Below are 21800 nucleotides of genomic sequence, written 5' to 3' on the forward strand. Positions count from 1 at the left end.
GATTGGAACGAGTACGAACATGTCATCCCTCCGCCGGGCCCCCGTCTGGCTCATCCTCGTCGCGACGTCCCTGCCGATGTTCATGGCGTCGCTCGACAACCTCGTCATCACCAATGCGCTCCCCGTCATGGCCGTCGACCTCGGCGCAGGGATCGAGGAGTTGCAGTGGTTCCTCAACGCCTTCACCCTGGCGTTCGCGACGTTCATCCTCCCCGCGGCCGCACTCGGCGACCGCATCGGCCGACGCACCGTCTTCCTCGCCGGGATCGCGGTCTTCACCGCGGCGAGCGTGCTGACCGCGCTCAGCACCGAACCGTGGATGGTCATCGGTGCGCGCGCCGTCCAGGGGCTCGGCGCAGCGGCGATCATGCCGCTCTCGCTGACGCTCGTGGCGGGCGCCGTGCCGACGCGCCTGCGACCCCTCGCGATCGGCATCTGGGGCGGCGTCTCCGGGCTGGGCGTGGCACTCGGCCCGCTCGTCGGCGGCGCGGTGATCGAAGGCTGGAACTGGCAGTCGATCTTCTGGATCAACGTGCCGATCGGCGTCGTCGCGTTCGTGCTCGCGCGCCTCGTGCTCGACGACGCGCGCGGCGAGCGGCGTCCGGTCGACCTCCTCGGCGTCGCCCTCTCGGGCCTCGGCGTGCTCGGCCTCGTCTTCGGCATCGTCCGCGGCAACGAGGCGGGCTGGACGAGCGGCGAGGTGCTCCTCCCCCTGATCGCCGGTGCGGTGCTGCTCGTCGCCTTCCTCCTCTGGGAGGGCCGCGCCGGTTCGCCCGTGCTGCCGCTGTCGCTCTTCCGCGACCGAAGCTTCAGCGTCGCCAATGCGGTCGGCTTCACCTTCAGCTTCGGCGTGTTCGGCGCGATCTTCCTGCTCGTGCAGTTCCTCCAGGTCGTCCAGGGGCGCAGCGCCCTCGAGGCCGGACTCATGACGATGCCGTGGACCCTGGCGCCGATGTTCGTCGCGCCGGTCGCGGGCCTGCTCGCACCGCGCGTCGGCACCAGAACCCTCATGGTCGCGGGCCTGGCCGCGCAGGCGGCGGCGATGTTCTGGATCGCCGCGACCCTCAGCGCGGACGTCGCCTACCCGACGCTGGTGCCGGCGTTCGCCCTCGCGGGCATCGGAATGGGTCTGGTGTTCGCCCCCATGGCGACGGCCGTGCTCGCGCACATGCCCGAGCGCGACCACGCGAAGGCGTCCGGCACCAACTCGACGCTCCGCGAGATCGGCGGCGCACTGGGCGTCGCCGTCCTCACCGCGGTGTTCACCGGCGCGGGCGGCGAACTCACCCCTTCGGCGTACGTCGACGCGGCGATTCCCGCGGTCGCGACCGGAGCCTCGGTGCTCGCCGCCGCGGGCCTGCTCGCGCTGCTGCTCCCGGCGGGCCGGGCGACGCAGCCGACCGAGACGGTCCCCGACGTCGCGGAGGGACCCAGCCCCGCGCCGGTCGCCGCGGCGATTCCCGTCGCGGGCTGACACGCGGCGTCAGCACCCCGCGGGTCCCGCGACCGCGTCCACCCGATCGCCGGTGGGCCGGTCCGGGACCCGCATCGCGACCCGACGTGTCGCGTCTAGGCTGGTCGCGTGGCCGACCTCTCGCGCTATCTGCCGCTCAGCCGCCGCCCCGACGTGGACGAGTCCGGGGTGACCGCCGATCGGCGCGCCGAGACCTCCGAGGTGCTGCGATCCCTCGCCGCGCTGCTTCGCACCGCCGACGGGAGTCTCTGGACGACCCAGACCGAGCGGAACGGATGGCGCGTGGCCGACGTCGCGGCCGACCTCGTCCGGGGCTTCGACCGGACGCGCACCAGGCGGGCGCTCGATGCGGCCGAGCGGCTCGTGCGCGGTGGTGAGGCGCGACGACTCGATGAGCTGCGCCCCCTCGACGGAGCCGCGGCCGCGGCCGACGCGCTCGATGCCCGCGCCGCCCACCTCCTCTCGCGCGACCGCCCGACGGGCGTCGTCGAACTCGACGACGCGGTGGTCGCGACCCTCCTCGTCGGCGGTGCGGCGGGAACGGTCGTGCCCCTCTCGCCGCGGGCGTCCGGCGCCGTCGCGCTCCGCCGCGCCGCGGCGGCCCCGACCGAGATCCGGGCCGTGATCGCCGGCCACACCCTGCGGGCGACGGATGCCGGGTGGGAGTTCGGGCACGGCAGCACGCTCGTCGACACGGCGCACGGGCTCCTGCGATTCCTCACCGGCATCGGCACGGTCGCCCCGCACCGCCCGGGCGACGGCGAGCCGACGTCGACGCAGGCCGGTCACGACTGACCGCGCGCTCCCATCGCCCGGCGCGCGCCCGGATCAGCCGACGAGCGCGCGCGCCCGGTCGACGTCGCGGCCCATCTGCACGATGAGCGCGTCGATGCCGTCGAACTTCTCCATGCCGCGGATGCGGTGCGCGAACTCGACGCCGACCACGTGGTCGTAGAGGTCGAGGTCGCGGTCGAGCACGTACGCCTCGACCTGCTTCTTCGGCACGCCCTCGAAGGTCGGGTTGTCGCCGACCGAGATCGCCGCCGGGTACCGCACGCCGCCGTCGACAAGCCAGCCGGCGTAGACGCCGTCGCCCGGGATGAACCCCTCGGAGTCGAGCGCGAGGTTCGCCGTCGGGTACCCAAGCCCACGACCGCGCTTGAAGCCGTGCACGACGATGCCGCTGACCGTGGGCACGTGGCCGAGCAGTTCGGCGGCGTGCTCGACCTCGCCGGCGTCGAGGAGCTCGCGGATCCAGGTGGACGACACGCGGCGGCCGCCCTCGGGCACGACGTCCTCGACGACGACGACCTCGAACCCGTGCCGCTCGCCCTGACGGCGGAGCATCGTCACGTCGCCCTCGTTGCCGGCGCCGTACCGGAAGTCGTGCCCGACGAGCAGCACCTCGGCGTCGAGCGCGTCGACCAGGAACCGACGCACGAACGCATCGGCCGAGTTCGCCGCGAGGGCGCCGTCGTAGTGGAGCAGCACGGTCGCGTCGAGTCCGGTCGTCGCGAGCAACTCCAGCTTCTGGCGGGTGCTCACGAGCTGAGGCGGGCATCGATCAGGGGCGTGGAAGGCCGCCGGATGACGATCGAACGTGATCGCGACCGCCTCGAGGCGCCGCGACTCGGCGATCTCGCGAAGCTTCGCGATGACCGCCCGGTGCCCCTGATGGACGCCGTCGAACTTGCCGATCGTCACGGCGGACGGACCGTAGTGCGCGGGGACCGCCTCGATCCCCGCGAACGTCCTCACGCGCGGCCCTTCGCGTCGGCCGCGGCCGGGGCGGCGGTGCCGTCGCCCTGCGCCGCGGCATCCTGCACCGGATGGCGCGCGAGCCACCACATGCCGAGCGGCGGCAGCACGAGCGGGATGAACAGGTACCCGCGACCGAACCACGACCACACGGTGTCGTGCGGGAAGAGGTCGGGGCGAAGGATGCTGAGCAGGCCCACCACGACGACGCCGGTGAACTCGAAGACGATGGTCGCCCACGCGATGCGGTACCAGGTGCGGCCCGGCATGACGAGCGCGACCGTCGCGAGGAGGTAGACCACGGCGGCCAGCGCGGAGAGCGCGTAGGCCACCGGCGCCTCGTCGAACCGCTCGACGATCTGCACGAGCGAACGCCCCGTCGCCGCGAGCGCGAGCACGCCGTAGACGGCGACGAGAACCCGGCCGATGCCGCTGAGTCGCCCGCGGCGGCGCGCACCCGCGGGTGCGGTGGATGTCTCGTTCATGTCGTTCGATTCTCCCAGACCAAGCCTCACGCCTGCTGCACGGTCCAGATCTGGAGCATGCGGTAGAGCATGACCGCGACGGCGAGCGCCGCCACGCCGCAGACGACGGTCGCCCACCGGCCGCGGTCGATGAGCGCCCAGAGCGCCGCCGCGGGCGGCAGCAGCACGGCGCTGACGAGGTAGACCCAGAACTCGAGCAGGCTCCCCGTCGGCGGGTTGCCGACGGCCGGCGCGACGAGCGCGACGACGACCTGGCCGAGCAGCAGCACCTCGACGAGCGCGAGCGAGCCGAGCACGAGGTCGTTCGGTACGCGGCCGGCGAGCCCGAGCATGATGCAGAGGAGCCCCGCGACGACGGCGACCCCGACCTGCGCATATGCGAACCACTCGATCATGCGACCTCCTCGGCGGGGAACCCCGTGATCACCTTGAGCTGCGGGCCGCGGCGCTCGACGATCGCGACGAGCACGTCACCCGGACCGACGGCGGCGACGGGGGTGCCGGCGGCGAGCTCGCGCACCACGGCGGGCGCGTCGACGCGCTTGCCGTGGCGGAGGTCGCGGACCGCGTCGGCGTCGATCTCGACCACCGGCAGCACCCGTCGCGCCGCCTCCGCGGGCGAGAGGCGCGCCCCGGCGACGTCGAGGCCCTCCAGGGCGCCGGCCTCGGCGACGTCGAACCGCCCGATGCGAGTGCGCCGGAGCGCGGTGAGGTGGCCGCCGACGCCGAGCCCGGCGCCGAGGTCGCGCGCGAGGGCGCGCACGTAGGTGCCGGAGGAGCACTCGACGCGCACGTCGAGGTCGAGCCATCCGTCGCCCTCGCGCACGTCGAGGAGGTCGAAGGCCGAGACGGTCACGGTGCGCGCCGCGAGTTCGACCTGCTCGCCGTCGCGCACTCGCTGGTACGCGCGCCTGCCGTCGACCTTGACGGCGCTGACGGCGCTCGGGACCTGGTCGATCGTGCCCGTGAGCTCGGCCATGCCGGACTCGACCGCGGTGCGCGTGACGGCGGCGACGGCCTCGGGGGACGCCGCGGGCAGCGCCTCGCCCTCGGCATCGTCGGTGGTCGTGGCCCAGCCGAGGCGAACGGTCGCCAGGTACTCCTTGTCGAGTCCGACCAGGTGGTGGAGGAGCCTCGTCGAGCTCTCGATGCCGAGGAGGAGCAGGCCGGTCGCCATCGGGTCGAGCGTGCCGGCATGGCCGACCTTGCGGGTGCCGGCGAGGCGCCGCACGCGGGCGACGACGTCGTGGCTGGTCATCCCCTGCGGCTTGTCGACGAGGAGGATGCCGCTGTTCACGCCGTACAGGCTAACAGCGGGTACCGTCGGTCCCGGCCGCTCGCCCTACGCTGGTCCGGTGAGGATCGGGATCATCGGCGCGGGTGCGCTCGGCGGCACGTTCGCGGCCCTGCTCGCGCGCGCAGGGCACGAGGTGGAGGTGACGGCCCGCGGAGCGGGCCTCGCGGCGATCCGCGAGGGCGGGATCCGCCTCTCCGGCGGGTACGGCGACGCGCACGTGCATCCCGCCGCCGCCGAGCGCCTGACCGCGCGCCCCGACCTCGTGCTCGTGTGCACCAAGGCGCAGGATGCCGCGGCCGCGATCACCGCGAACGGCGCGGCGATCGACGGCGTGCCCGTCGTGGTCGTGCAGAACGGCCTCGACGGCGTCACGACCGCCGAGCGGCTGCTCCCCCGCTCGGAGTGCCTGGGGATGCTCTCGATCATCGCCGCCAACTACACCGAGCCCGGTTCGGTGCGGGTGACGACGACCGCGGCGAGCTACCTCGGCCGCGGCGACGGGGAACCCGACGACGAGGTGCGGCGCATCGCCGCCGTGCTCTCCGGGGCCGTCCCGATCGTGGCGGTGTCGAACTTCCGCGGCGCGCAGTGGACGAAGCTCGTCGTCAACATGCTGAACGCGGTCCCCGCGATCGTGGGCCGGAGCGTCCAGGACGTCGTGGACGACCGGGCGCTCCGACGCGTCGTCGCGGCCTCGATGCGCGAGTGCGTGCGCGTGGGCGTCGCCCGCGGCATCCGCTTCGGATCGCTGCAGGGCCTCGGCGACCGGCGCCTGCGCGCCTTCGCACGCCTGCCCCTCGGCCTCGCTCAGGTGCTGCCCTGGTCCATGCGAGTGCGCATGGGCTCGGTGCCGAACCTCGGGTCGACGCAGCAGAGCCTGCGGCGCGGGCAGCCGACCGAGGTCGACTTCCTGAACGGCGCGGTCGTCCGCGAGGCGCGTGCGGCCGGGATCGACGCGCCCGTGAACGGCGCGCTCACCGCGCTCGTGCACGAGGTCGAGGCATCCGGGGCCCCGCTGCCGCCCGAGCGGGTGGTCGCGGTCCTCGCCGACCTCGGCGCGGACTGACCCGCTCACCGGCCTCGCGGGGCTAGGGTGCCCCTGCACCCGACCGGAACGACCCGACCGAAGCGAGCCGACGTGGAACCCGACGACACCGCCACCGAACCAGACCGCTCGACCGCCGCCCCGACCGAGCCGGAGACGGCGCGCTCGCGCCCGCTCGCCTGGTGGCTGTGCCTGCCGATCGGCGCCGCCGCGGCCGCGATCGGCCTCCTGCCCTGGCTCGTCGCGGGCATGCGGCTGCCGCTGCAGAACCTGTGGGCGACGGATGCCCTGCCGGACGAGTACCCGCTGGTGCTGCTGCCGTTCAGCCAGTACTTCCTCACGCGCACCGCCGCGCTGCTCATCATCGGCGCCGCGATCGCGGGCATCGCCGCCCGTGCGACGCGATCCCGGCAGCGCCGCTTCGGCGTCGCCTGGATGCTCGTCGGACTCCTCGCGGTGCAGGTCACGGCGATCGTGCAGACGACCATGGTCGTCCGCGAGGGACTCCAGGAGCGGGTCGAGTCCGACCTGTACCTCGCCGCGCTCGTCGCGATCGCGGTGCTCGCGAACCTCATCGGCGTGCTCGTGATGCTCCTCGTCGCCGCCGCACCGCGCGCCGGCGCGATCATCGGGTTCGCCATCGCCGCGGTGCTCGCCCCGTCCTGGCTCGGCGGACTCCTGCTGCCCGACCCCGTCACCGCCGGGCCGGGCGCCGACACGGTCCTCCTCGTGCTGCGCTGGCTTCCCGCCGTGCTCGTCGGCGCCGCGATCGCGTGGGGCGGGATCGGTTCGGTCGGCCGCGTCATCGCCGCGATCGTCGCGCTCGTCGTGCTCTGGATCGGTCCGGCGCTCATCACCGCGGTCTCGAACGCCGCCGGCAGTCGCGTGCTCGCGCGCCACCCGGACGAGATGCTCGACCAGGCCGTCGGCGTCTTCCGGGCGGCCTCGACCATGCCCGAGCTCGTGGTGCCGCCGCTCGTCGTCGCGATCCTCGTCGCCGCCGTCGGGCTGGTCGGTCGGCTGCTCGTCCGACGGACCCGGGCGTCGACCTCGGACCCGGAACCGCCCGCCTCCCCCGGCGACGAGCCGCCGTCCGTGCCGAAGGGTGCCACCGCATCCGCGCCGCCGCCGTCGGAGGCGGACTGACCGACGCCGCCCGTCAGTCGCCGTCGGGCCGCGTTCCCGCCGCATCGGCCCACGCCTCGTCGGCCGGCCCGTCGTCGTCACCCGCACCCCCCGCTGCGCCGCGCGTCGGATGCGCGGGGTCCGCGAGGTCGACGACGATCGAGGCGACGTCGCGTGGGTCGCTCGAGGCGTAGGCGAGGCGGTCCGCGGCATCCGTCGGCTCGCCGTCGACCGCGATGGCCACGTCCCACTCGTCGCGCAGGCGCGTGCGCAACAGGAACCGGCCGTCGAGCACGAGGATCGCGTCGGCGGGGCCCGTGCGCCACTTCGGCTCGACCCACGCGTCGCGCGCGAGGTCGAAGCCGCGAGTGACGAACGCCGTCGACCCGGCCATCCGGAACGGCTCGACGAGCGTGCGCTGGAGCAGCGACTCGTCGATGCCGTAGCGCCAGTAGCGCTCGGGCGTGTCGGCTCCGTACTCGGCCTGCGCCTCGCGCGACCGGTGGAAGTCCTCGACGCCCGCCCGGAACACCGCGAGGTCGCGTTCGCGAAGCACGTCGGCGAGGTCGTCGCCGAGGTCCGTCTTGCCGCTCCGCAGCGGCCCGTCGATCGCGACGATCACCCGACCCCGCCCCGTGCGGGAGAGGAGCTCGTCGGCGATGCCGCGGAGGAACGCCACCCGGGGCGTGGTGACCAGGCGCATGGTCCGAGCGTACGTCGCCCGGCTCGGCCGCGTCGACCGGCGCGGCCGAGCCGGCGGCCGACCGGGCGTCGACCGGCCGTACGCTGGACGGATGCCGACCCCCGAGCCGAGCGCGGCTCCCGACTCCGCCGGGGCGATCGCCGACGCCGTGAACGACTGGTTCGCCGGCGCGGCGCGGCCGCTCCCCTGGCGGGCGGCGGAGGTCTCGCCCTGGGCCGTGCTCGTGAGCGAGTTCATGCTGCAGCAGACGCCGGTGGCGCGGGTGCGGCCGCGCTGGGAGGAGTGGATGCGGCGCTGGCCGACGCCGGCGGACCTCGCCGCCGCGCCGCCGTCGGAGGCCGTGCGCATGTGGGATCGGCTCGGCTATCCGCGGCGGGCGCTGTGGCTGCACCGCGCCGCCTCCGAGATCGTGGAGCGGCACGGCGGTGAGGTGCCGCGCGACCTCGACGCGCTCCTCGCCCTCCAGGGCATCGGACCGTACACCGCGCGCGCGATCGCGTCGTTCGCGTTCGGGGAGCGGCACCCGGTCGTCGACACGAACACGCGGCGCGTCATCGCGCGCGCGGTCGACGGCGTCGGCGAGGCGGGCCCGCCGGCGACCCGGCGCGACCTCGAGGCTATGTCGGCGCTCCTGCCCGTCGACCGCGCCGCCGCGCGCGCCTTCAATGCCGGGGCCATGGAGCTCGGTGCCGTCGTCTGCACGGCGCGCACGCCGCGCTGCGACGACTGCCCGATCGCCCCGCACTGCGCCTGGCGTGCCGCGGGCTACCCGGTCTACGACGGCCCGCGGCGGGCCCGTCAGGCTCGCTTCGAGGGAAGCGACCGCGAGGCACGCGGGCTGGTGATGCGCGAGCTGCGAGCGGCGCACTGCCCGGTCCCCGTCGAGGAGCTCGACCGCGTCGTCGCCGATCCGGCGCGCCTCGCCCGGGCCGTCGACGGGCTCATCGCCGACGGCCTCGCCGCGCACGTCGAGGGCGGCCTCGCCCTGCCGGAGGCGTGAGCCGGGCTACCCCTCGTCCAGCCCGATCAGCTCGAACGCCTCGACCGGCGCGCGACGGCCCTTCACCTGGAGGGCGCCGAGCGGGCGCATCACCGCCGATCCGCCGAGCCGGCGTGCGGTGCCCGCGCCGATCGCGACGCCCCCGACCGGCGCCGAGCCCTCGAGCCGCGAGGCCACGTTCACCACGTCGCCGATCACCGTGTAGGTGCGCCCGCCGCCGGTGCCGAGGATCCCGACGTTCGCCACCCCCGAGTTCACGCCGACCCGGAACCGGGGCCAGCTCGGGTGCGCGGCCTGCACCGCGGCAGCCGCGCGCTGCAGTGCCAGCGCCGCGCCGGCCGCCCGCTGCGCATGCGCCGGACCCGGGGCGGCGTCCTCGAACACGACCATGACGGCGTCGCCGATCAAGCGGTCGACACGCCCGCCGTACCGTTCGACGAGGGGTGGGATCACGTCGGTGAAGTACGCGTTCAGCGTCGCGGTGACCTCGGCCGGATCGTGCGCCTCCGAGAAGCTCGTGAAACCCTCGAGGTCGGCGAACAGCACGGACACCTCCCGCTCACCGGCGGCCGTGTCCTGCGTGTAGAGCCCTGCCCAGCGTTCCTCCCGCCACGAGCGCTGGGCGGCGACGACGATGACCACGAACGCGGCCAGCATGAGCACGTGCCACTCCCACCACGACAGGTGCCAGTTCCGGCCGAACACGACCGCGATCTCGGCCTCGGCGAGCAGCGTGAACGCGGCGGCGAACGCGAGCGGCAGCGGCGAGGCGGCGTGCCGCGGCATCCGCAGGTACCGGACGACCGCGAGCGCGTAGCAGGCGAGCCCGACGACGGCGAGCAGCGTGAAGGGGATCGTCATCCGCTCGGGCGGTGCCGCGGCCGCGAGCGGGCCGATCTCGAGGAGGGACACGGCTCCCCAGGTCAGCATCGCGGCGACGAGACCGGCCACGAGCCACGGCGCGAGTCGGAGCACGCGTGCGCCGTGCGCGCCGTCGAGGTCGGCGCTCGACCAGGCCGCGAACACCGCGGCGATCGTCAGGCCGACCGGCGTGGCGAGCGCGAACCCGGTGTTGCTGCCCGAGAGCAGCACCCCCGGCGTCGCGAGCGCGTGCAGCGCGAGGAACCCGGCAGCGGCGAGGAACGAGAGCGAGACGAGGACGAGTCGGGCGTCGTGCCGCAGGCGCGCCGCCGCGCCGACCGCCCACGCGAGTGCCGCGTTGATGGCCCCGGCCGCGAGCACGAGCCAGAAATGGGTCGGCTGGTGCTCCCACTCGACATCGAGGGCGGGGCGGACGATGAGGAGCGCCAGACCGGCGAGCGGGATGGCGAGGAGCACGATCGCCCACGCGACCCGGCCTGCGGTCGGCGGCGGTGCCGTCGGTCCCGTGCCGGGCGCGAGCGCGCTCACGGCCCGGATGCCCCCGAACCCTGCGCGGCCGGCGGCGCCGCATCGCCCGCCGGCGGCGCCGGCGGCGCCGGCGGGACCGGCAACGGCGCGGCGACACCGAGCGTCGCCGCGGCGGCCGGTTCCACCGTTCCGGTCTCGACCTCGGCGAGTCGCCGGTGCACCGACGACACCACGACCGATCCCTCGCCGACCGCCGACGCGACGCGCTTGACCGACCCCCGACGTGCGTCTCCCACGGCGAACACGCCCGGCACGCTCGTCTCGTGCGGGAACGGCTCGCGTTCGAGCGGCCAGTTCGCGCGCTCGCCCTCGGCGACGACCTCCGGCCCCGTGAGCACGTACCCCCAGCGATCGCGCAGGATCTCCGGCGGCAGCCATTCGGTGCGCGGCGCCGCGCCGATCAGCACGAACAGGCCGCCGCATTCGACGTCGCGTTCCTCGCCCGTGTCGCGATCCCGCACCCGGATGCGCTCGAGCACGCCGTCGCCGCCTCCGCCGACGACCTCGGCGCGCGTTCGCACGGCCACGCCCTGCGCGACCAGCTGGTCGATGAGGTACTGCGACATGCTGGCGGCCAGCCCGGTCCCGCGGACCAGCACCGTGACGGATGCCGCGTACCGGGCCAGGTGCAGCGCCGCCTGCCCGGCGGAGTTGCCGCCCCCGATGATCGTGACGTGCCGCCCGGCCATGCCCTGCGCCTCGATCGCCGACGCCCCGTAGTAGACCCCGGCGCCCTCGAAGGGCGTCAACTCGTCGACATCGAGTCGGCGGTACGACACCCCGGTCGCGAGGACGATCGACGAGCAGCGGATGCAGTCCTCGGGCGCGACGCGCACGCGGAACCCGTCGGCGTCGCGCTCGATGCCGACGGCCTCGCGCGCGTGCGCGAAGCGCGCGCCGAACACCCACGCCTGCTGGTAGGCCCGCTGCGCGAGCTCCGACCCGGAGATGCCCCGCGAGAAGCCGAGGTAGTTGCGGATCAGCGAACTCGAGCCGGCCTGCCCGCCGATCGACTCGCGCTCGACGACGAGGACGTCCAGGCCCTCGGATGCCGCGTAGACCGCCGCAGCCAGCCCGCCGGGCCCCGCGCCGACGACCACCACGTCGGCCTCGCCGTCGAGCGTGGTCGTGAGCCCGTACGCGGCGGCGAGCTCGGCGTTGTCGGGGTCGAGCAGCACGCGGCCGTCGATGAGCAGCACGATCGGGACGTCCGGCAGCTCCTCCTCGACGCCGACCGCGAACAGCCGCTCGCGTGCGGCGTCCGACCCGGGCTCGAGCCACTCGTGCGGAATGCCGCCCCGGGCGAGGAGGCTCCGGAGCTCGTGCGTGCGCGGCATCCCCGCGCGCCCGATCACCGCGACCTCCCTGGGTCGCAGCCCGATCGAGCGTTCCCATTCGAGCAGGAACTCCGTGATGGTGCGGTGGAAGTACTCGTCCGGCGAGTGCCACGGGCGGATGACGTAGTACTCCAGCTCGGCGGCGGCCATGAGCGAGAGGATCTCCTCGCGCACGGCCGCGTCTCCCCATTGCCCCCACTCGATGAGGCGTCCGCGGCGGACGTCGGGGAATCGGCGTCGGGCATGCGAGAACACGGTCCGCCCGTCGAGGTCGCCCGCGCGGTCGGCGAGGATCAGCGCGAGCTGGCCGCCCTCGTCGGCGAGTGCGTCGATGCGATCGGCGGCCTCCCGCTCGTCGTGCGCGGGCACGACGGCGTAGTCGACGCGGTAGCGGCGCTCGAGCTCGGTGACCACCGAGGTGCGCGCGCCGGGGTCGCGTGCGACCACCAGGATGACCGGTCGTGCGACGCTCGACATGCCCTCTCCTCCCACCGGCACGCCGCGACCACCCGCATTCGGGGCCGTCGACCGGGCACCGCCGACGCCCGCAGTGTACCGCCCGCCCCCTCGCGCACGACAGAGCCGTCGGGCCCGTCGCGGGCCGAGCCGGGCGAGCGGATGTCCCGGGGCGCGGGCCCCGGGACATCCGTCTCGCTGCTCGACCGCGACGCGGCCGCGCAGATCAGCCGACCGTGGCGGTCGCCTCGGTGCGCACGCGGTCGGCGGCGTCGACCTCCCGGAGGTCGAGCCCCCGCGTCTCGCGGGCTGCCGCCACGGCAACGAGCGTGATCGCGCACGCGACCGCGACGTAGATCGCGATCGGCACGCTCGAGCCGTACTGACCGAGCAGGGCGGTGGCGATGATCGGTGCGAGCGAGCCGGCGAAGATCGACGTGACCTGGTAGCCGAGCGAGACGCCCGAATAGCGCATGCGCGTCGGGAACATCTCCGCCATGATCGCCGGCTGCGCGGCGTACATGAGTGCGTGGAACACGAGGCCGAGGGCGATGGCGGCCCAGATGACGATCGGGTTGCCCGTGTTCATGAGCGGGAAGGCGAAGAACGCCCACGTCGCGCCGAGGATCGCGCCCGCGGCGTAGACCGGCTTCCGGCCGAAGCGGTCGGAGAGGTTGCCCGCGATCGGGATCGCGACGAAGTGCACGGCGTGCGCGGCCACGAGGATGAGCAGCGTGTTCGCCGTGCCCTCCTGGACGACCTGCGTGAGGTAGACGATGGAGAACGTCACGACCACGTAGTAGAGGATGTTCTCCGCGACGCGGAGGCCCATCGCGGTGACGACGCCCCGCGGGTAGCGCTTGATGACCTCGAGGACGCCGTAGCTGGTCGCCTTGGCGGCGTCGCGCTCCGCCTGCATCTCGAGGAAGATCGGCGCGTCCGTGACCTTGGTGCGGATGTACCAGCCGATGAGCACGATGACCGCGGAGAGCCAGAACGCGACGCGCCAGCCCCCGCCGAGGAAAGCCTCGTCGGAGAGGGTCGAGCTCAGCACGAAGAGCACGAGCGTGGCGAGCAGGTTGCCGACCGGGACGGCGGCCTGCGGCCAGCTCGCCCAGAATCCGCGACGCTCGGACGGGCTGTGCTCCGCGACGAGGAGGACCGCGCCGCCCCACTCGCCGCCGAGCGCGAAGCCCTGCAGGAAGCGCAGCAGCACCAGCAGCGCCGGCGCGGCGAGGCCGATCTGCGCGTAGGTCGGCAGGCAGCCGATCAGGAAGGTCGCCACGCCGATCAGGATGATGCTGAACTGCAGCAGCTTCTTGCGACCGTACTTGTCGCCGAGGTGACCGAACACGATCCCGCCGAGCGGCCGGGCGATGAACCCGACCGCGTAGGTGAGGAACGCGGCGATGATGCCGGCGTACGGGTCGTCGGACGGCGGGAAGAAGGTCGTGCCGAAGACGAGCGTGGCGGCCGAGGCGTAGAGGAAGAACTCGTACCACTCGACGACGGTGCCGGCCATCGACGCGGTGACGACGCGGCGGAGGCCCGACGTCGCGGGGTTCGCTGCGGCGTCCCGTGCGGGTGCCTGGGTCATTCGATGCTCCTTTGCATGGAACGTGGAGGGGGTCGGACGCTGTCGCGTCACCGGACGAGTCTCGCGTGCATCCCTGTGCAGTCCAATGACGAACCTCGCACCCATGATGTGCGAAACTGCACAGATGCCGACCGCACCGCCGCGCCGGACCCCGAGCGCCGACGACCTCATCGTCCTGCTCGCCGTCGCCCGCGAGGGCCGCTACACCGGCGCCGGCACGAGGCTCGGCCTGAACCACACCACGATCGCCCGCCGGATCGACGCGCTCGAGCAGGCGCTCGGCGGGCGCGTGCTCGTCCGCGGTGCTGCGGGGTGGGTGCTGACTCCGCTCGGCGAGCACGCACTCGCGGCCGCCGAGGACGTCGAACAGGCCATGCGGCGCCTCTCCCCCGACGAGCCGACCCTCGCGGGCGTCGTCCGCCTGTCGGCCACCGACGGCTTCAGCGGGTTCATCGCCGCACCGGCGATGGCGACGCTGCGCTCGCGTCATCCGGATGTCTCGCTCGAGATCGTCGCCGCGACCCGTCGTGCCGCGCAGCAGCGCGTCGGCGTCGACCTCGAGGTCGTGGTCGGCCGCCCGCACGTGCACCGCGCCGAGGCGATCCACCTCGGCGACTACGTGCTCGGCCTGTACGCGAGCCGGAGCCTGCTCGCGCGGCGCGGGGTCCCGGCATCGGTCGACGACCTGGCGGGCGAGCCGCTCGTGTACTTCATCGAGTCCATGCTGCAGGTCGACGCGCTCGACGCGGCCCGACGGTCGACACGCGGCATGGTCGACGCCGTGTCGAGCACGAACGTGTACGTGCACGTCGACGCGACGCGCGCCGGCGCGGGGTTCGGCCTGCTGCCGGCGTTCCTCGCCGACCCGCACGACGACCTCGTGCGGATGTTCCCCGACGAGGTCGAGGAGCGCCTGCCGTACTGGCTGGTCTGCCGCCCCGAGGCACTGCGACAGCCGACCGCGGTCGCGTTCATCGCGGCGCTCCGTGCCCGCATGGCCGAGGCGCGCGACGCCCTGCTCGGGCAGGCACGATCACCGGGGGTCGGATAGCACCCGCGGCGCGTCTCGCCCGCGTCAGCGGGCCGCGGACTCCTCGTCGAACTCGTCCTCGTCGAGATCGCGCGGCTTGACGTACGGGTCGGCGTCGCCCGCGTACTGGGCGGATGCGGCGACCGCCGACGTCTCCGCGTCGCGCTCGCGCGCCTCGCGGAGCAGCTCCTCGATGTGCTGCGCGTTCTCGGGGATCGCGTCGGCAATGAACTCGAGCGTCGGCGTCAGCCGGGCCGTGATGTTCCGCCCGACCTCGCTCCGCAGCATCCCCGTCGCGGCCTTCAGCGCGAGCGCCGAGTCTCGGCGCTCCTCATCGGTGCCGTAGACGGTGTAGAAGATGCTCGCGTGCTGCAGGTCGCCGGTGACGCGCACGTCGGTGATGGTGACGAATCCGAGTCGCGGATCGCGCAGCCCCTTGTCGAGGCGACGCGCGACGATCTCCTTGATGCGATCGGCCAGCTTCCTGGCCCGCTGCGGATCGGCCATGATGGCCTGCCTTTCCGTTCCGCCCCGGATGCCGCGACTGCGGCCTCGGCCGGGGCCGGTTCCTTCGGTTCTGGTGGAGGGGTCGGGGCCCCGCTCATCGCGTCGACGAACGGGGCCCCGCACCGAGGGCCTAGACCCGCGGCTTCTCGCGCATCTCGATGGTCTCGATCTCGTCGCCGACCTGGATGTCGTTGTACTTGCCGAGGCCGATGCCCGCCTCGAAGTCCGTGCGGACCTCGGTGACGTCGTCCTTGAACCGGCGGAGCGACTCGATGGCCAGATTGTCGCCGACCACGACGCCGTCGCGGATGACACGGGCCTTGGCGTTGCGCGTGATCGTTCCCGACCGCACGATGACACCGGCGATGTTGCCGAACTTCGAGGAGCGGAACACCTCGCGGATCTCGGCGACACCCGACTGCACCTCTTCGAACTCGGGCTTCAGCATGCCCTTCAGCGAGCTCTCGATGTCGTCGATCGCGTTGTAGATGACGTTGTAGAAGCGCACGTCGACGCCCTCACGGGCGGCGCGTTCCCGCGCCTTCACGTCGGGGCGGACGTTGAACCCGATCACGATCGCGTTGTCGATCGTGGCGAGGTCGATGTCGCTCTCGGTGACGGCACCCACACCGCGGTGGAGGATGCGCAGCTGGACCGAGTCGTCGACCTCGATCTTCATCAGGGACTCCTCGAGCGCCTCCACGGCACCCGACACGTCGCCCTTGATGATGAGGTTGAGCGCCTCGACCTTGCCCTCCTCGAGGGCACGCGTGAAGTCCTCGAGCGAGATCCGCTTGCGGGCCTTGGCCAGCTGGGCGTTGCGCTCGGCGGCCTCGCGCTTCTCGGCGATCTGCCGGGCCGTGCGGTCCTCCTCGGTGACGAGGAAGGTGTCGCCGGCACGCGGGACGCTCGAGAGGCCCTGCACCTGGACCGGACGCGACGGCGTCGCGGCGGCCACGGGCTCGCCGTTCTCGTCGCTCATCGCACGGACGCGGCCGTAGGCCGTGCCCGCGACGATCGCGTCGCCGACCTTCAGCGTGCCCGACTGGATGAGCACGGTCGCCACGGCGCCGCGCCCCTTGTCGAGCTTGGCCTCGATGGCCACGCCGCGCGCGTCCTTGTCGGGGTTCGCACGCAGGTCGAGCCCGGCGTCGGCGGTGAGGAGGACCGCGTCGAGCAGTTCCTGGATGCCGATGTTCTCGCGAGCGGAGACGTCGACGAACATGACGTCGCCGCCGTACTCCTCGGCCACGAGCCCGAACTCGGTGAGCTGCTGGCGCACCCGGCCCGGGTTCGCGTCGGGCTTGTCGATCTTGTTCACCGCGACCACGATCGGCACGTTCGCCGACTGGGCGTGGTTCAGCGCCTCGACCGTCTGCGGCATGATGCCGTCGTCGGCCGCGACCACGAGGATCGCGATGTCGGTCACCTGTGCACCGCGGGCGCGCATGGCGGTGAACGCCTCGTGACCCGGGGTGTCGATGAAGGTGATGGCGCGGTCGATGCCCTCGTGCTCGGTGTGCACCTGGTACGCACCGATGTGCTGGGTGATGCCGCCGGCCTCGCCCGCGACGACGTTCGCGTTGCGGATGGCGTCGAGCAGTCGCGTCTTACCGTGGTCGACGTGACCCATGACGGTCACGACCGGCGGACGCGCCTGCAGGTCCTCGTCGGACTCCTCGGCCTCTTCGGCGTCGAGGTCGATGTCGAAGCCCTCGAGGAGCTCCTTGTCCTCGTCCTCCGGGGAGACGACCTGGATCTTGTAGCCGAGCTCAGCGCCGAGCACCTCGAAGGTGGCCTCGTCGAGCGACTCGGTCGCCGTCGCCATCTCACCGAGGTGGAACAGCACGGTCACGAGCGAACCGGGATTGGCGTCGATCTTGTCGGCGAAGTCGGAGATCGAGGCGCCGCGGCGCAGGCGGATGACGGTGTTGCCGTCGCCGCGCGGGACGCTCACGCCGCCGAGCGACGGGGCCTCCCGCATCTCGAATTCCTGCCGCTTCGTCCGCTTGGACTTGCGCGCCTTGCTCTTTCCGCCACCACGACCGAACGCGCCGGCGGTACCACCGCCGGGGCCGCGACCGCGGCCGCCGCCACCACCGGGACGCGGGCCGCCGAAGCCGCCGCCGGGCGCGCCGCCCGGACGGAAGCCGCCGCCGGCGCCGCCGCCGGGACGCGGGCCGCCGCCACCGCCGCCGGGGCGCTGGAAGCCGCCGGGACGACCGCCGCCGCCACCGCCCGGACGCGGGGCGCCGGGGCGCGGCGAACCGGGACGCGGGGGCTGGGGCCGCGGGATGTTGCCGGGGGTCGGGCGCTGGCCCATACCCTGCGAGCTCGAGAACGGGTTGTTGCCCGGACGCGGCTGGCTCGGACGCTGGCCCATGCCCTGCGAGCTCGAGTAGGGGTTGTTGCCGGGGCGCGGCGCGCCCGGGCGGGGACCGCCGGGGCGCGGGGCGCTCTGGCCGGGCTTCGGCGCACCGGGGCGCGCGACATCGGCGGGCTTGGGCGCGCCGGGCTTCGGCGCGGAGCTCGCCCGAGGAGCCGACGGCGCGTCGGCCTCGGCCGACGCGGCGGGTGCGGCCTGCTCGGACGCGGCCTTCTCGGCGGCCGCGGCAGCCGCCTTCTTCTCGGCCTCGGCCTGGCGCTCGGCGACGCTCATCGGGGCGTCGCCCTGCGGCGCGGCCGCGGGCTTCGGGGCCGGCTTGGGGCCGGGCTTGGCCGCGGCGGGCTTGGGTGCCGCCGCCGGCTTGGCATTCGCCGCGGCGCCCTCGAGGGCGGCCCGGAGGCGACGTGCGACGGGGGGTTCGATCGAGGACGACGGGCCCTTGACGTATTCGCCCATCTCCTTCAGCTTCTCGAGCGCGACCTTGCTGTCGACGCCGAGCTCGCTGGCGATCTCGTGTACGCGTGGTTTGGCAGCCACTTCTCTCCTGTTCCGGGTCCGACCCCGGGACAGGGGCGGACCATCAATGGCGGACGGGTCTCATTTCGAGCCGCTCATGAGTTGTCCATTAGCCGTTCAGCCTGTTCTCTACATCGGATGTGTCCAGCTCGCCGCTCACGCGGAGCGCGCGCCCGAAGGCGCGTCGTCGCTGGGCGAGTCGGAAGCACTCGAGCGTCGGATGCAGCCACGCGCCACGCCCGGGGAGCACCGCCGAGGTATCGGCGAGGACTCTGGTGTGCTGGGCGACGACCCTCAGAAGCGAGGACCGCGGGGCGCGCGAACGGCATCCGATGCACGTTCTGACGGGTTCCATCCTACACCTCCCGGCTGGGCGTCTTCCGACCGTCGCCCGCGCGGACGGTGCGACTCACGCCTGGTCGAGGATCGAATCCGGCTGGATGTCGATCTTCGCGCCCGTGAGCTTGGCCGCGAGGCGGGCGTTCTGGCCCTCCTTGCCGATGGCGAGCGACAGCTGGTAGTCGGGCACCAGGGCGCGCACGGCTCGCGTGTTCTCGTCGATCACGTAGGCGCTCGTCACCTTGGCCGGAGACAGCGCCGACGCGACGAACGTCGAGAGGTCCTCGTTCCAGTCGACGATGTCGATCTTCTCGCTGCCGAGCTCCGCGGTCACGGCGCGCACGCGCTGGCCGAGCTCGCCGATGCACGCGCCCTTGGCGTTCACGCCGGGCTGGTTCGCCCTCACCGCGATCTTCGTGCGATGACCGGCCTCGCGCGCGAGGGAGACGATCTCGACGACGCCGGAGGCGATCTCGGGCACCTCGAGCGCGAAGAGCTTGCGGACGAGCGCAGGGTGCGTGCGCGAGACCGTGATCGACGGCCCCTTCGCGCCCTTGGCGACGCTCGTCACGTAGACGCGGATGCGCTGCCCGTGCGGGTACTCCTCACCGGGCACCTGCTCCTCCGGCGGCAGGATCGCCTCGACGGTGCCGAGGTCGATGTGCACCATCCGCGGGTTCGGGCCCTGCTGGATGATGCCCGCCACGATGTCGCCCTCGCGACCGCGGAACTCGCCGAGCACGGCGTCGTCGGCGATGTCGCGCAGGCGCTGGTTGATGACCTGCTTCGCGGCGAACGCCGCGATGCGGCCGAAGTCGCTCGGGGAGTCCTCGGCCTCGCCGATGACGTTCCCCTCCTCGTCGTGCTCGGGCACGTAGATCGACACGTGCCCGGTCTTGCGGTCGAGGTGCGCACGGGCGCCCTTCGGGTTCGCATGCCCGTGCTGGGCGGGGTTGGTGTGCTTGAGGTAGGCCATCAGGATCGCCTGCTCGATGATCTGCACCAGTTCGTCGAACGGGATCTCCTTCTCGCGCTCCATCATGCGGAGCACGCTGAGGTCGATGTCCATTCCGGCCTCCTCTATTCAGCTCTCAGTCCGCCTCCCCCTCTCGGGCGGAACACTCAAGCGTAGCGGATGACCCGGGCCCCGTTCCCACTCGCGGTCCGACTTCCACGCACTTCCGACCACGCCGACTCGCGCGTGTTCCCGAGGTTCCCTCGCCACGGCTGCCATGCTTGCGGGATGGACGCGCTCAACGACCTCGTGCTCGCCGCGGGCGACACGCTCTGGACCTGGATCGTGCTGCCCGTCGTGGTGCTGCTCGGCCTCTACTTCACGGTGCGCTCCGGCGTCGTGCAGTTTCGCCTCATCCCCGAGATGTTCCGGACCCTCACCGACAAGACGCCGCGCGACGAGTCGGGTGAGCCGCAGTCCGTCTCGGCCTTCCAGGCGTTCACGATCTCGGCTGCCTCGCGCGTCGGGGTGGGCAACATCGCGGGGGTCGGCACGGCGATCGCCATCGGTGGTCCGGGCGCCATCTTCTGGATGTGGCTCATGGCCTTCATCGGCGGCGCCTCGGCATTCGTCGAGTCGAGTCTCGGCCAGCTCTTCAAGGTGCACGACAAGGACGGCTTCCGCGGCGGCCCCGCGTACTACATCGAGCGCGGGCTGAAGGCGCGCTGGGCCGGCATCCTCTTCGCGGTGATCCTCATCGTCTGCTTCCCGTTCGCGTTCTCGTCGCTGCAGGCGAACACGATCAGCGCGTCCCTCACCGGCGCGGTCGCGCCGGACGGCGGTGGCGAGTGGATCGCGTGGACGGCGGGCGCCGTCCTCGCGCTGCTCACCGGGCTCGTGGTCTTCGGCGGCGTGCGCCGCATCGCCCACGTCACGCAGGCGGTCGTGCCGCTCATGGCGCTGCTCTACCTGCTCGTCGGGCTCATCATCGTGGCACTCAACATCACGCGGCTGCCCGAGGTGTTCGCCTCGATCTTCACCGAGGCGTTCGGGTTCAACGAGGTCGTCGGCGCGACGGTCGGCACCATCATCCTCACGGGCGTCAAGCGGGGCATGTTCTCGAACGAGGCCGGCCTCGGCTCGGCACCGAACGCGGGCGCGAGCGCGGCGGTGACGCACCCGGTCAAGCAGGGCCTCGTGCAGACGCTCGGGGTCTACTTCGACACCTTCCTCGTCTGCACGATCACGGCGTTCATCATCCTCGTGTCGAACCCTGACCTGGCGAGCGCCGAGCGCGGCATCGGCCTCACGCAGGACGCGATGGTCGCGAACCTCGGACCGTGGGCGAGCATCCTCCTCACGATCATCGTGTTCCTGCTCGCGTTCAGCTCGATCCTCGGCAATTACTACTACGGCGAGTCGAACATCGAGTTCATCTCACCCAGGCCGTGGCTCCTCACGACCTACCGGTCGCTCGTCGTCGTCGCGATCTTCGTCGGCTCGGTCGCGGCGTCCGACCTCGTCTGGAACACCGCCGACGGGGTGATGGGCCTCATGGCCCTCGTGAACCTCATCGCGATCGCCCTGCTCTCCGGGGTGGCGTTCCGGTTGCTCCGCGACTACACCCACCAGCGCAGGCAGGGTCGCGATCCCGTCTTCACGCGCGACCTGCTGCCGGATGTCTCGGGCATCGAGTGCTGGGTCGACGAGCGCTCGGTCACGGGCCCGATCGACGTCGGGGTCGCGAAGCACCAGGCGCAGAAGCACCGCGACCACCTGCACCACGAGGAGTAGGACGGGCTCACCGCCCGCGCGGGGGGGCCATCACTCGGGCGTCGGCGGAGCGTTCACCCAGACGAGTTCGGCGACATCGGCCGCGGTGTTCGCGACGCGGTGCGGCGTGCTGCTCGGGAACACGACGGTGTCGCCCGTCCCGAGGTCGTAGGCCTCGCCCTCGAGCTCGACGCGGACGGTTCCCCGGATGACGAGGATGACCTCCTCGGAATCGCCATGACGGTACTGCCGTGCACCGGTCGACCCGCCCGGCTCGATCGTGACGGCGTACATCTCGACGTGGCCGTGCGGGGGTTCGGTGAGGAACCACTTCACCATGCCGTCGCTCGCCGAGAACCTGCGGCGTCGGTCGGCACGCACCACCCGCCCGGCGGGAACCGGTCCGGGTGCCACGAGGTCTCCGAGAGAGACGCCGAGCGCATCCGCCAGGCGCCGGAGCGTAGCGACGCTCGCGTTGGTCCGACCGGTCTCGAGCTGGCTCAGGAAGCCCGACGTGACGCCCGCCTGCGCACCGAGTGCGCGCTGCGACATCCGCCTGGCCCTCCGGTACCGGCGCACCTGCTCGCCGACGCCCTCATCGCCCACG

The 21800-nt window shown here is 73.1% G+C and carries 20 protein-coding genes; 7 read left to right on the forward strand and 13 right to left on the reverse strand.

Going from position 1 to position 21800, the window contains the following annotated elements:
- Window positions 1–19 precede the first annotated feature (19 nt).
- Both ACIQH8_RS00770 and ACIQH8_RS00775 read left to right on the forward strand, forming a co-directional pair.
- On the forward strand, window positions 20–1474 hold the full coding sequence (locus tag ACIQH8_RS00770; protein ID WP_400993579.1) for a DHA2 family efflux MFS transporter permease subunit: 1455 nt from the start codon (window positions 20–22) through the stop codon (window positions 1472–1474).
- A 108-nt stretch (window positions 1475–1582) separates the two neighbouring features.
- On the forward strand, window positions 1583–2269 hold the full coding sequence (locus tag ACIQH8_RS00775) for a hypothetical protein (protein ID WP_400993581.1): 687 nt from the start codon (window positions 1583–1585) through the stop codon (window positions 2267–2269).
- Window positions 2270–2302: 33 nt separating this feature from the next.
- Here ACIQH8_RS00775 and ACIQH8_RS00780 read toward each other — a convergent pair whose 3' ends face one another.
- Genes ACIQH8_RS00780 through truB form a run of 4 tightly spaced genes read right to left on the reverse strand, consistent with a single transcriptional unit; the run spans window position 2303 to window position 5014 of the window.
- Window positions 2303–3232 (reverse strand): bifunctional riboflavin kinase/FAD synthetase, encoded by a 930-nt coding sequence (locus ACIQH8_RS00780; RefSeq protein ID WP_400993584.1) that lies wholly within the window; start codon window positions 3230–3232, stop codon window positions 2303–2305.
- Window positions 3229–3717 carry a hypothetical protein gene (locus ACIQH8_RS00785; RefSeq protein ID WP_400993587.1) on the reverse strand — a complete coding sequence of 163 codons (489 nt, stop codon included), beginning with the start codon at window positions 3715–3717 and terminating at the stop codon, window positions 3229–3231. The genes ACIQH8_RS00780 and ACIQH8_RS00785 overlap by 4 nt, the downstream gene beginning before the upstream one ends.
- A 26-nt stretch (window positions 3718–3743) precedes the next feature.
- On the reverse strand, window positions 3744–4112 hold the full coding sequence (locus ACIQH8_RS00790; RefSeq protein ID WP_400993589.1) for a hypothetical protein: 369 nt from the start codon (window positions 4110–4112) through the stop codon (window positions 3744–3746).
- Window positions 4109–5014, reverse strand: a complete 906-nt coding sequence (gene truB / locus ACIQH8_RS00795; protein WP_400993592.1) for a tRNA pseudouridine(55) synthase TruB — start codon at window positions 5012–5014, stop codon at window positions 4109–4111. Before truB ends, ACIQH8_RS00790 begins: the two co-directional genes overlap by 4 nt.
- A 58-nt stretch (window positions 5015–5072) precedes the next feature.
- On the opposite strand from truB, the gene ACIQH8_RS00800 reads away from it, so the two are divergent.
- Window positions 5073–6080 carry a ketopantoate reductase family protein gene (locus ACIQH8_RS00800; RefSeq protein ID WP_400993594.1) on the forward strand — a complete coding sequence of 336 codons (1008 nt, stop codon included), beginning with the start codon at window positions 5073–5075 and terminating at the stop codon, window positions 6078–6080.
- A 72-nt stretch (window positions 6081–6152) separates the two neighbouring features.
- Entirely contained in the window at window positions 6153–7205 is a 1053-nt protein-coding gene (locus tag ACIQH8_RS00805; protein WP_400993597.1) for a hypothetical protein, read from the forward strand.
- A gap of 13 nt (window positions 7206–7218) precedes the next feature.
- Here ACIQH8_RS00805 and ACIQH8_RS00810 read toward each other — a convergent pair whose 3' ends face one another.
- A complete protein-coding gene (locus ACIQH8_RS00810) occupies window positions 7219–7887 on the reverse strand; it encodes a hypothetical protein (protein WP_400993599.1) in 669 nt (222 codons plus the stop codon).
- Window positions 7888–7978: 91 nt separating this feature from the next.
- Between ACIQH8_RS00810 and ACIQH8_RS00815 the strand changes: the two genes are divergently transcribed.
- Entirely contained in the window at window positions 7979–8887 is a 909-nt protein-coding gene (locus tag ACIQH8_RS00815) for an A/G-specific adenine glycosylase (protein ID WP_400993601.1), read from the forward strand.
- 6 nt (window positions 8888–8893) lie between these two features.
- Here the strand turns inward: ACIQH8_RS00815 and ACIQH8_RS00820 are convergent, their stop codons facing one another.
- The 3 genes from ACIQH8_RS00820 to ACIQH8_RS00830 all read right to left on the reverse strand — a co-directional run bounded on the left by ACIQH8_RS00820 (window position 8894) and on the right by ACIQH8_RS00830 (window position 13687).
- Window positions 8894–10297 carry an adenylate/guanylate cyclase domain-containing protein gene (locus tag ACIQH8_RS00820; protein ID WP_400993603.1) on the reverse strand — a complete coding sequence of 468 codons (1404 nt, stop codon included), beginning with the start codon at window positions 10295–10297 and terminating at the stop codon, window positions 8894–8896.
- Window positions 10294–12111, reverse strand: a complete 1818-nt coding sequence (locus tag ACIQH8_RS00825; RefSeq protein WP_400993605.1) for an FAD-dependent oxidoreductase — start codon at window positions 12109–12111, stop codon at window positions 10294–10296. Before ACIQH8_RS00825 ends, ACIQH8_RS00820 begins: the two co-directional genes overlap by 4 nt.
- Window positions 12112–12316: 205 nt before the next feature.
- Window positions 12317–13687, reverse strand: a complete 1371-nt coding sequence (locus ACIQH8_RS00830) for an MFS transporter (protein WP_400993607.1) — start codon at window positions 13685–13687, stop codon at window positions 12317–12319.
- 124 nt (window positions 13688–13811) lie between these two features.
- Between ACIQH8_RS00830 and ACIQH8_RS00835 the strand changes: the two genes are divergently transcribed.
- On the forward strand, window positions 13812–14738 hold the full coding sequence (locus tag ACIQH8_RS00835) for a LysR family transcriptional regulator (RefSeq protein WP_400993609.1): 927 nt from the start codon (window positions 13812–13814) through the stop codon (window positions 14736–14738).
- A gap of 24 nt (window positions 14739–14762) precedes the next feature.
- Here ACIQH8_RS00835 and rbfA read toward each other — a convergent pair whose 3' ends face one another.
- The 4 genes from rbfA to nusA all read right to left on the reverse strand — a co-directional run bounded on the left by rbfA (window position 14763) and on the right by nusA (window position 19534).
- Window positions 14763–15224, reverse strand: coding sequence for a 30S ribosome-binding factor RbfA (rbfA, locus tag ACIQH8_RS00840; protein ID WP_400993612.1), 462 nt, complete (start codon window positions 15222–15224; stop codon window positions 14763–14765).
- Between the two features lie 130 nt (window positions 15225–15354).
- A complete protein-coding gene (infB, locus tag ACIQH8_RS00845) occupies window positions 15355–18147 on the reverse strand; it encodes a translation initiation factor IF-2 (RefSeq protein ID WP_400993614.1) in 2793 nt (930 codons plus the stop codon).
- A gap of 88 nt (window positions 18148–18235) precedes the next feature.
- Window positions 18236–18481 carry a YlxR family protein gene (locus ACIQH8_RS00850; RefSeq protein WP_400993617.1) on the reverse strand — a complete coding sequence of 82 codons (246 nt, stop codon included), beginning with the start codon at window positions 18479–18481 and terminating at the stop codon, window positions 18236–18238.
- Window positions 18482–18535: 54 nt separating this feature from the next.
- Complete coding sequence (gene nusA, locus ACIQH8_RS00855; protein ID WP_400993620.1) at window positions 18536–19534, reverse strand: transcription termination factor NusA; 999 nt, start codon at window positions 19532–19534, stop codon at window positions 18536–18538.
- A 174-nt stretch (window positions 19535–19708) separates the two neighbouring features.
- On the opposite strand from nusA, the gene ACIQH8_RS00860 reads away from it, so the two are divergent.
- Window positions 19709–21214 (forward strand): alanine/glycine:cation symporter family protein, encoded by a 1506-nt coding sequence (locus ACIQH8_RS00860; RefSeq protein WP_400993623.1) that lies wholly within the window; start codon window positions 19709–19711, stop codon window positions 21212–21214.
- Between the two features lie 30 nt (window positions 21215–21244).
- Here the strand turns inward: ACIQH8_RS00860 and ACIQH8_RS00865 are convergent, their stop codons facing one another.
- Window positions 21245–21799: a helix-turn-helix domain-containing protein gene (locus ACIQH8_RS00865; RefSeq protein WP_400993625.1), complete on the reverse strand. Its 555-nt coding sequence runs from the start codon at window positions 21797–21799 to the stop codon at window positions 21245–21247.
- Between the last annotated feature and the right edge of the window lies 1 nt (window position 21800).

It is taken from the genome of Agromyces sp. GXQ0307, from assembly GCF_044769845.1.
Classification (GTDB): Bacteria; Actinomycetota; Actinomycetes; order Actinomycetales; family Microbacteriaceae; genus Agromyces.

Coding starts and splice junctions, on each gene's coding strand:
- ACIQH8_RS00770 (WP_400993579.1), top strand. CDS start 20: ATGTCATCCCTCCGCCGGGCCCCCGTCTGGCTCATCCTCGTCGCGACG.
- ACIQH8_RS00785 (WP_400993587.1), bottom strand. CDS start 3,717: ATGAACGAGACATCCACCGCACCCGCGGGTGCGCGCCGCCGCGGGCGA.
- ACIQH8_RS00790 (WP_400993589.1), bottom strand. CDS start 4,112: ATGATCGAGTGGTTCGCATATGCGCAGGTCGGGGTCGCCGTCGTCGCG.
- ACIQH8_RS00810 (WP_400993599.1), bottom strand. CDS start 7,887: ATGCGCCTGGTCACCACGCCCCGGGTGGCGTTCCTCCGCGGCATCGCC.
- ACIQH8_RS00815 (WP_400993601.1), top strand. CDS start 7,979: ATGCCGACCCCCGAGCCGAGCGCGGCTCCCGACTCCGCCGGGGCGATC.
- ACIQH8_RS00825 (WP_400993605.1), bottom strand. CDS start 12,111: ATGTCGAGCGTCGCACGACCGGTCATCCTGGTGGTCGCACGCGACCCC.
- ACIQH8_RS00830 (WP_400993607.1), bottom strand. CDS start 13,687: ATGACCCAGGCACCCGCACGGGACGCCGCAGCGAACCCCGCGACGTCG.
- ACIQH8_RS00835 (WP_400993609.1), top strand. CDS start 13,812: ATGCCGACCGCACCGCCGCGCCGGACCCCGAGCGCCGACGACCTCATC.
- rbfA (WP_400993612.1), bottom strand. CDS start 15,224: ATGGCCGATCCGCAGCGGGCCAGGAAGCTGGCCGATCGCATCAAGGAG.
- ACIQH8_RS00850 (WP_400993617.1), bottom strand. CDS start 18,481: ATGGAACCCGTCAGAACGTGCATCGGATGCCGTTCGCGCGCCCCGCGG.
- nusA (WP_400993620.1), bottom strand. CDS start 19,534: ATGGACATCGACCTCAGCGTGCTCCGCATGATGGAGCGCGAGAAGGAG.
- ACIQH8_RS00860 (WP_400993623.1), top strand. CDS start 19,709: ATGGACGCGCTCAACGACCTCGTGCTCGCCGCGGGCGACACGCTCTGG.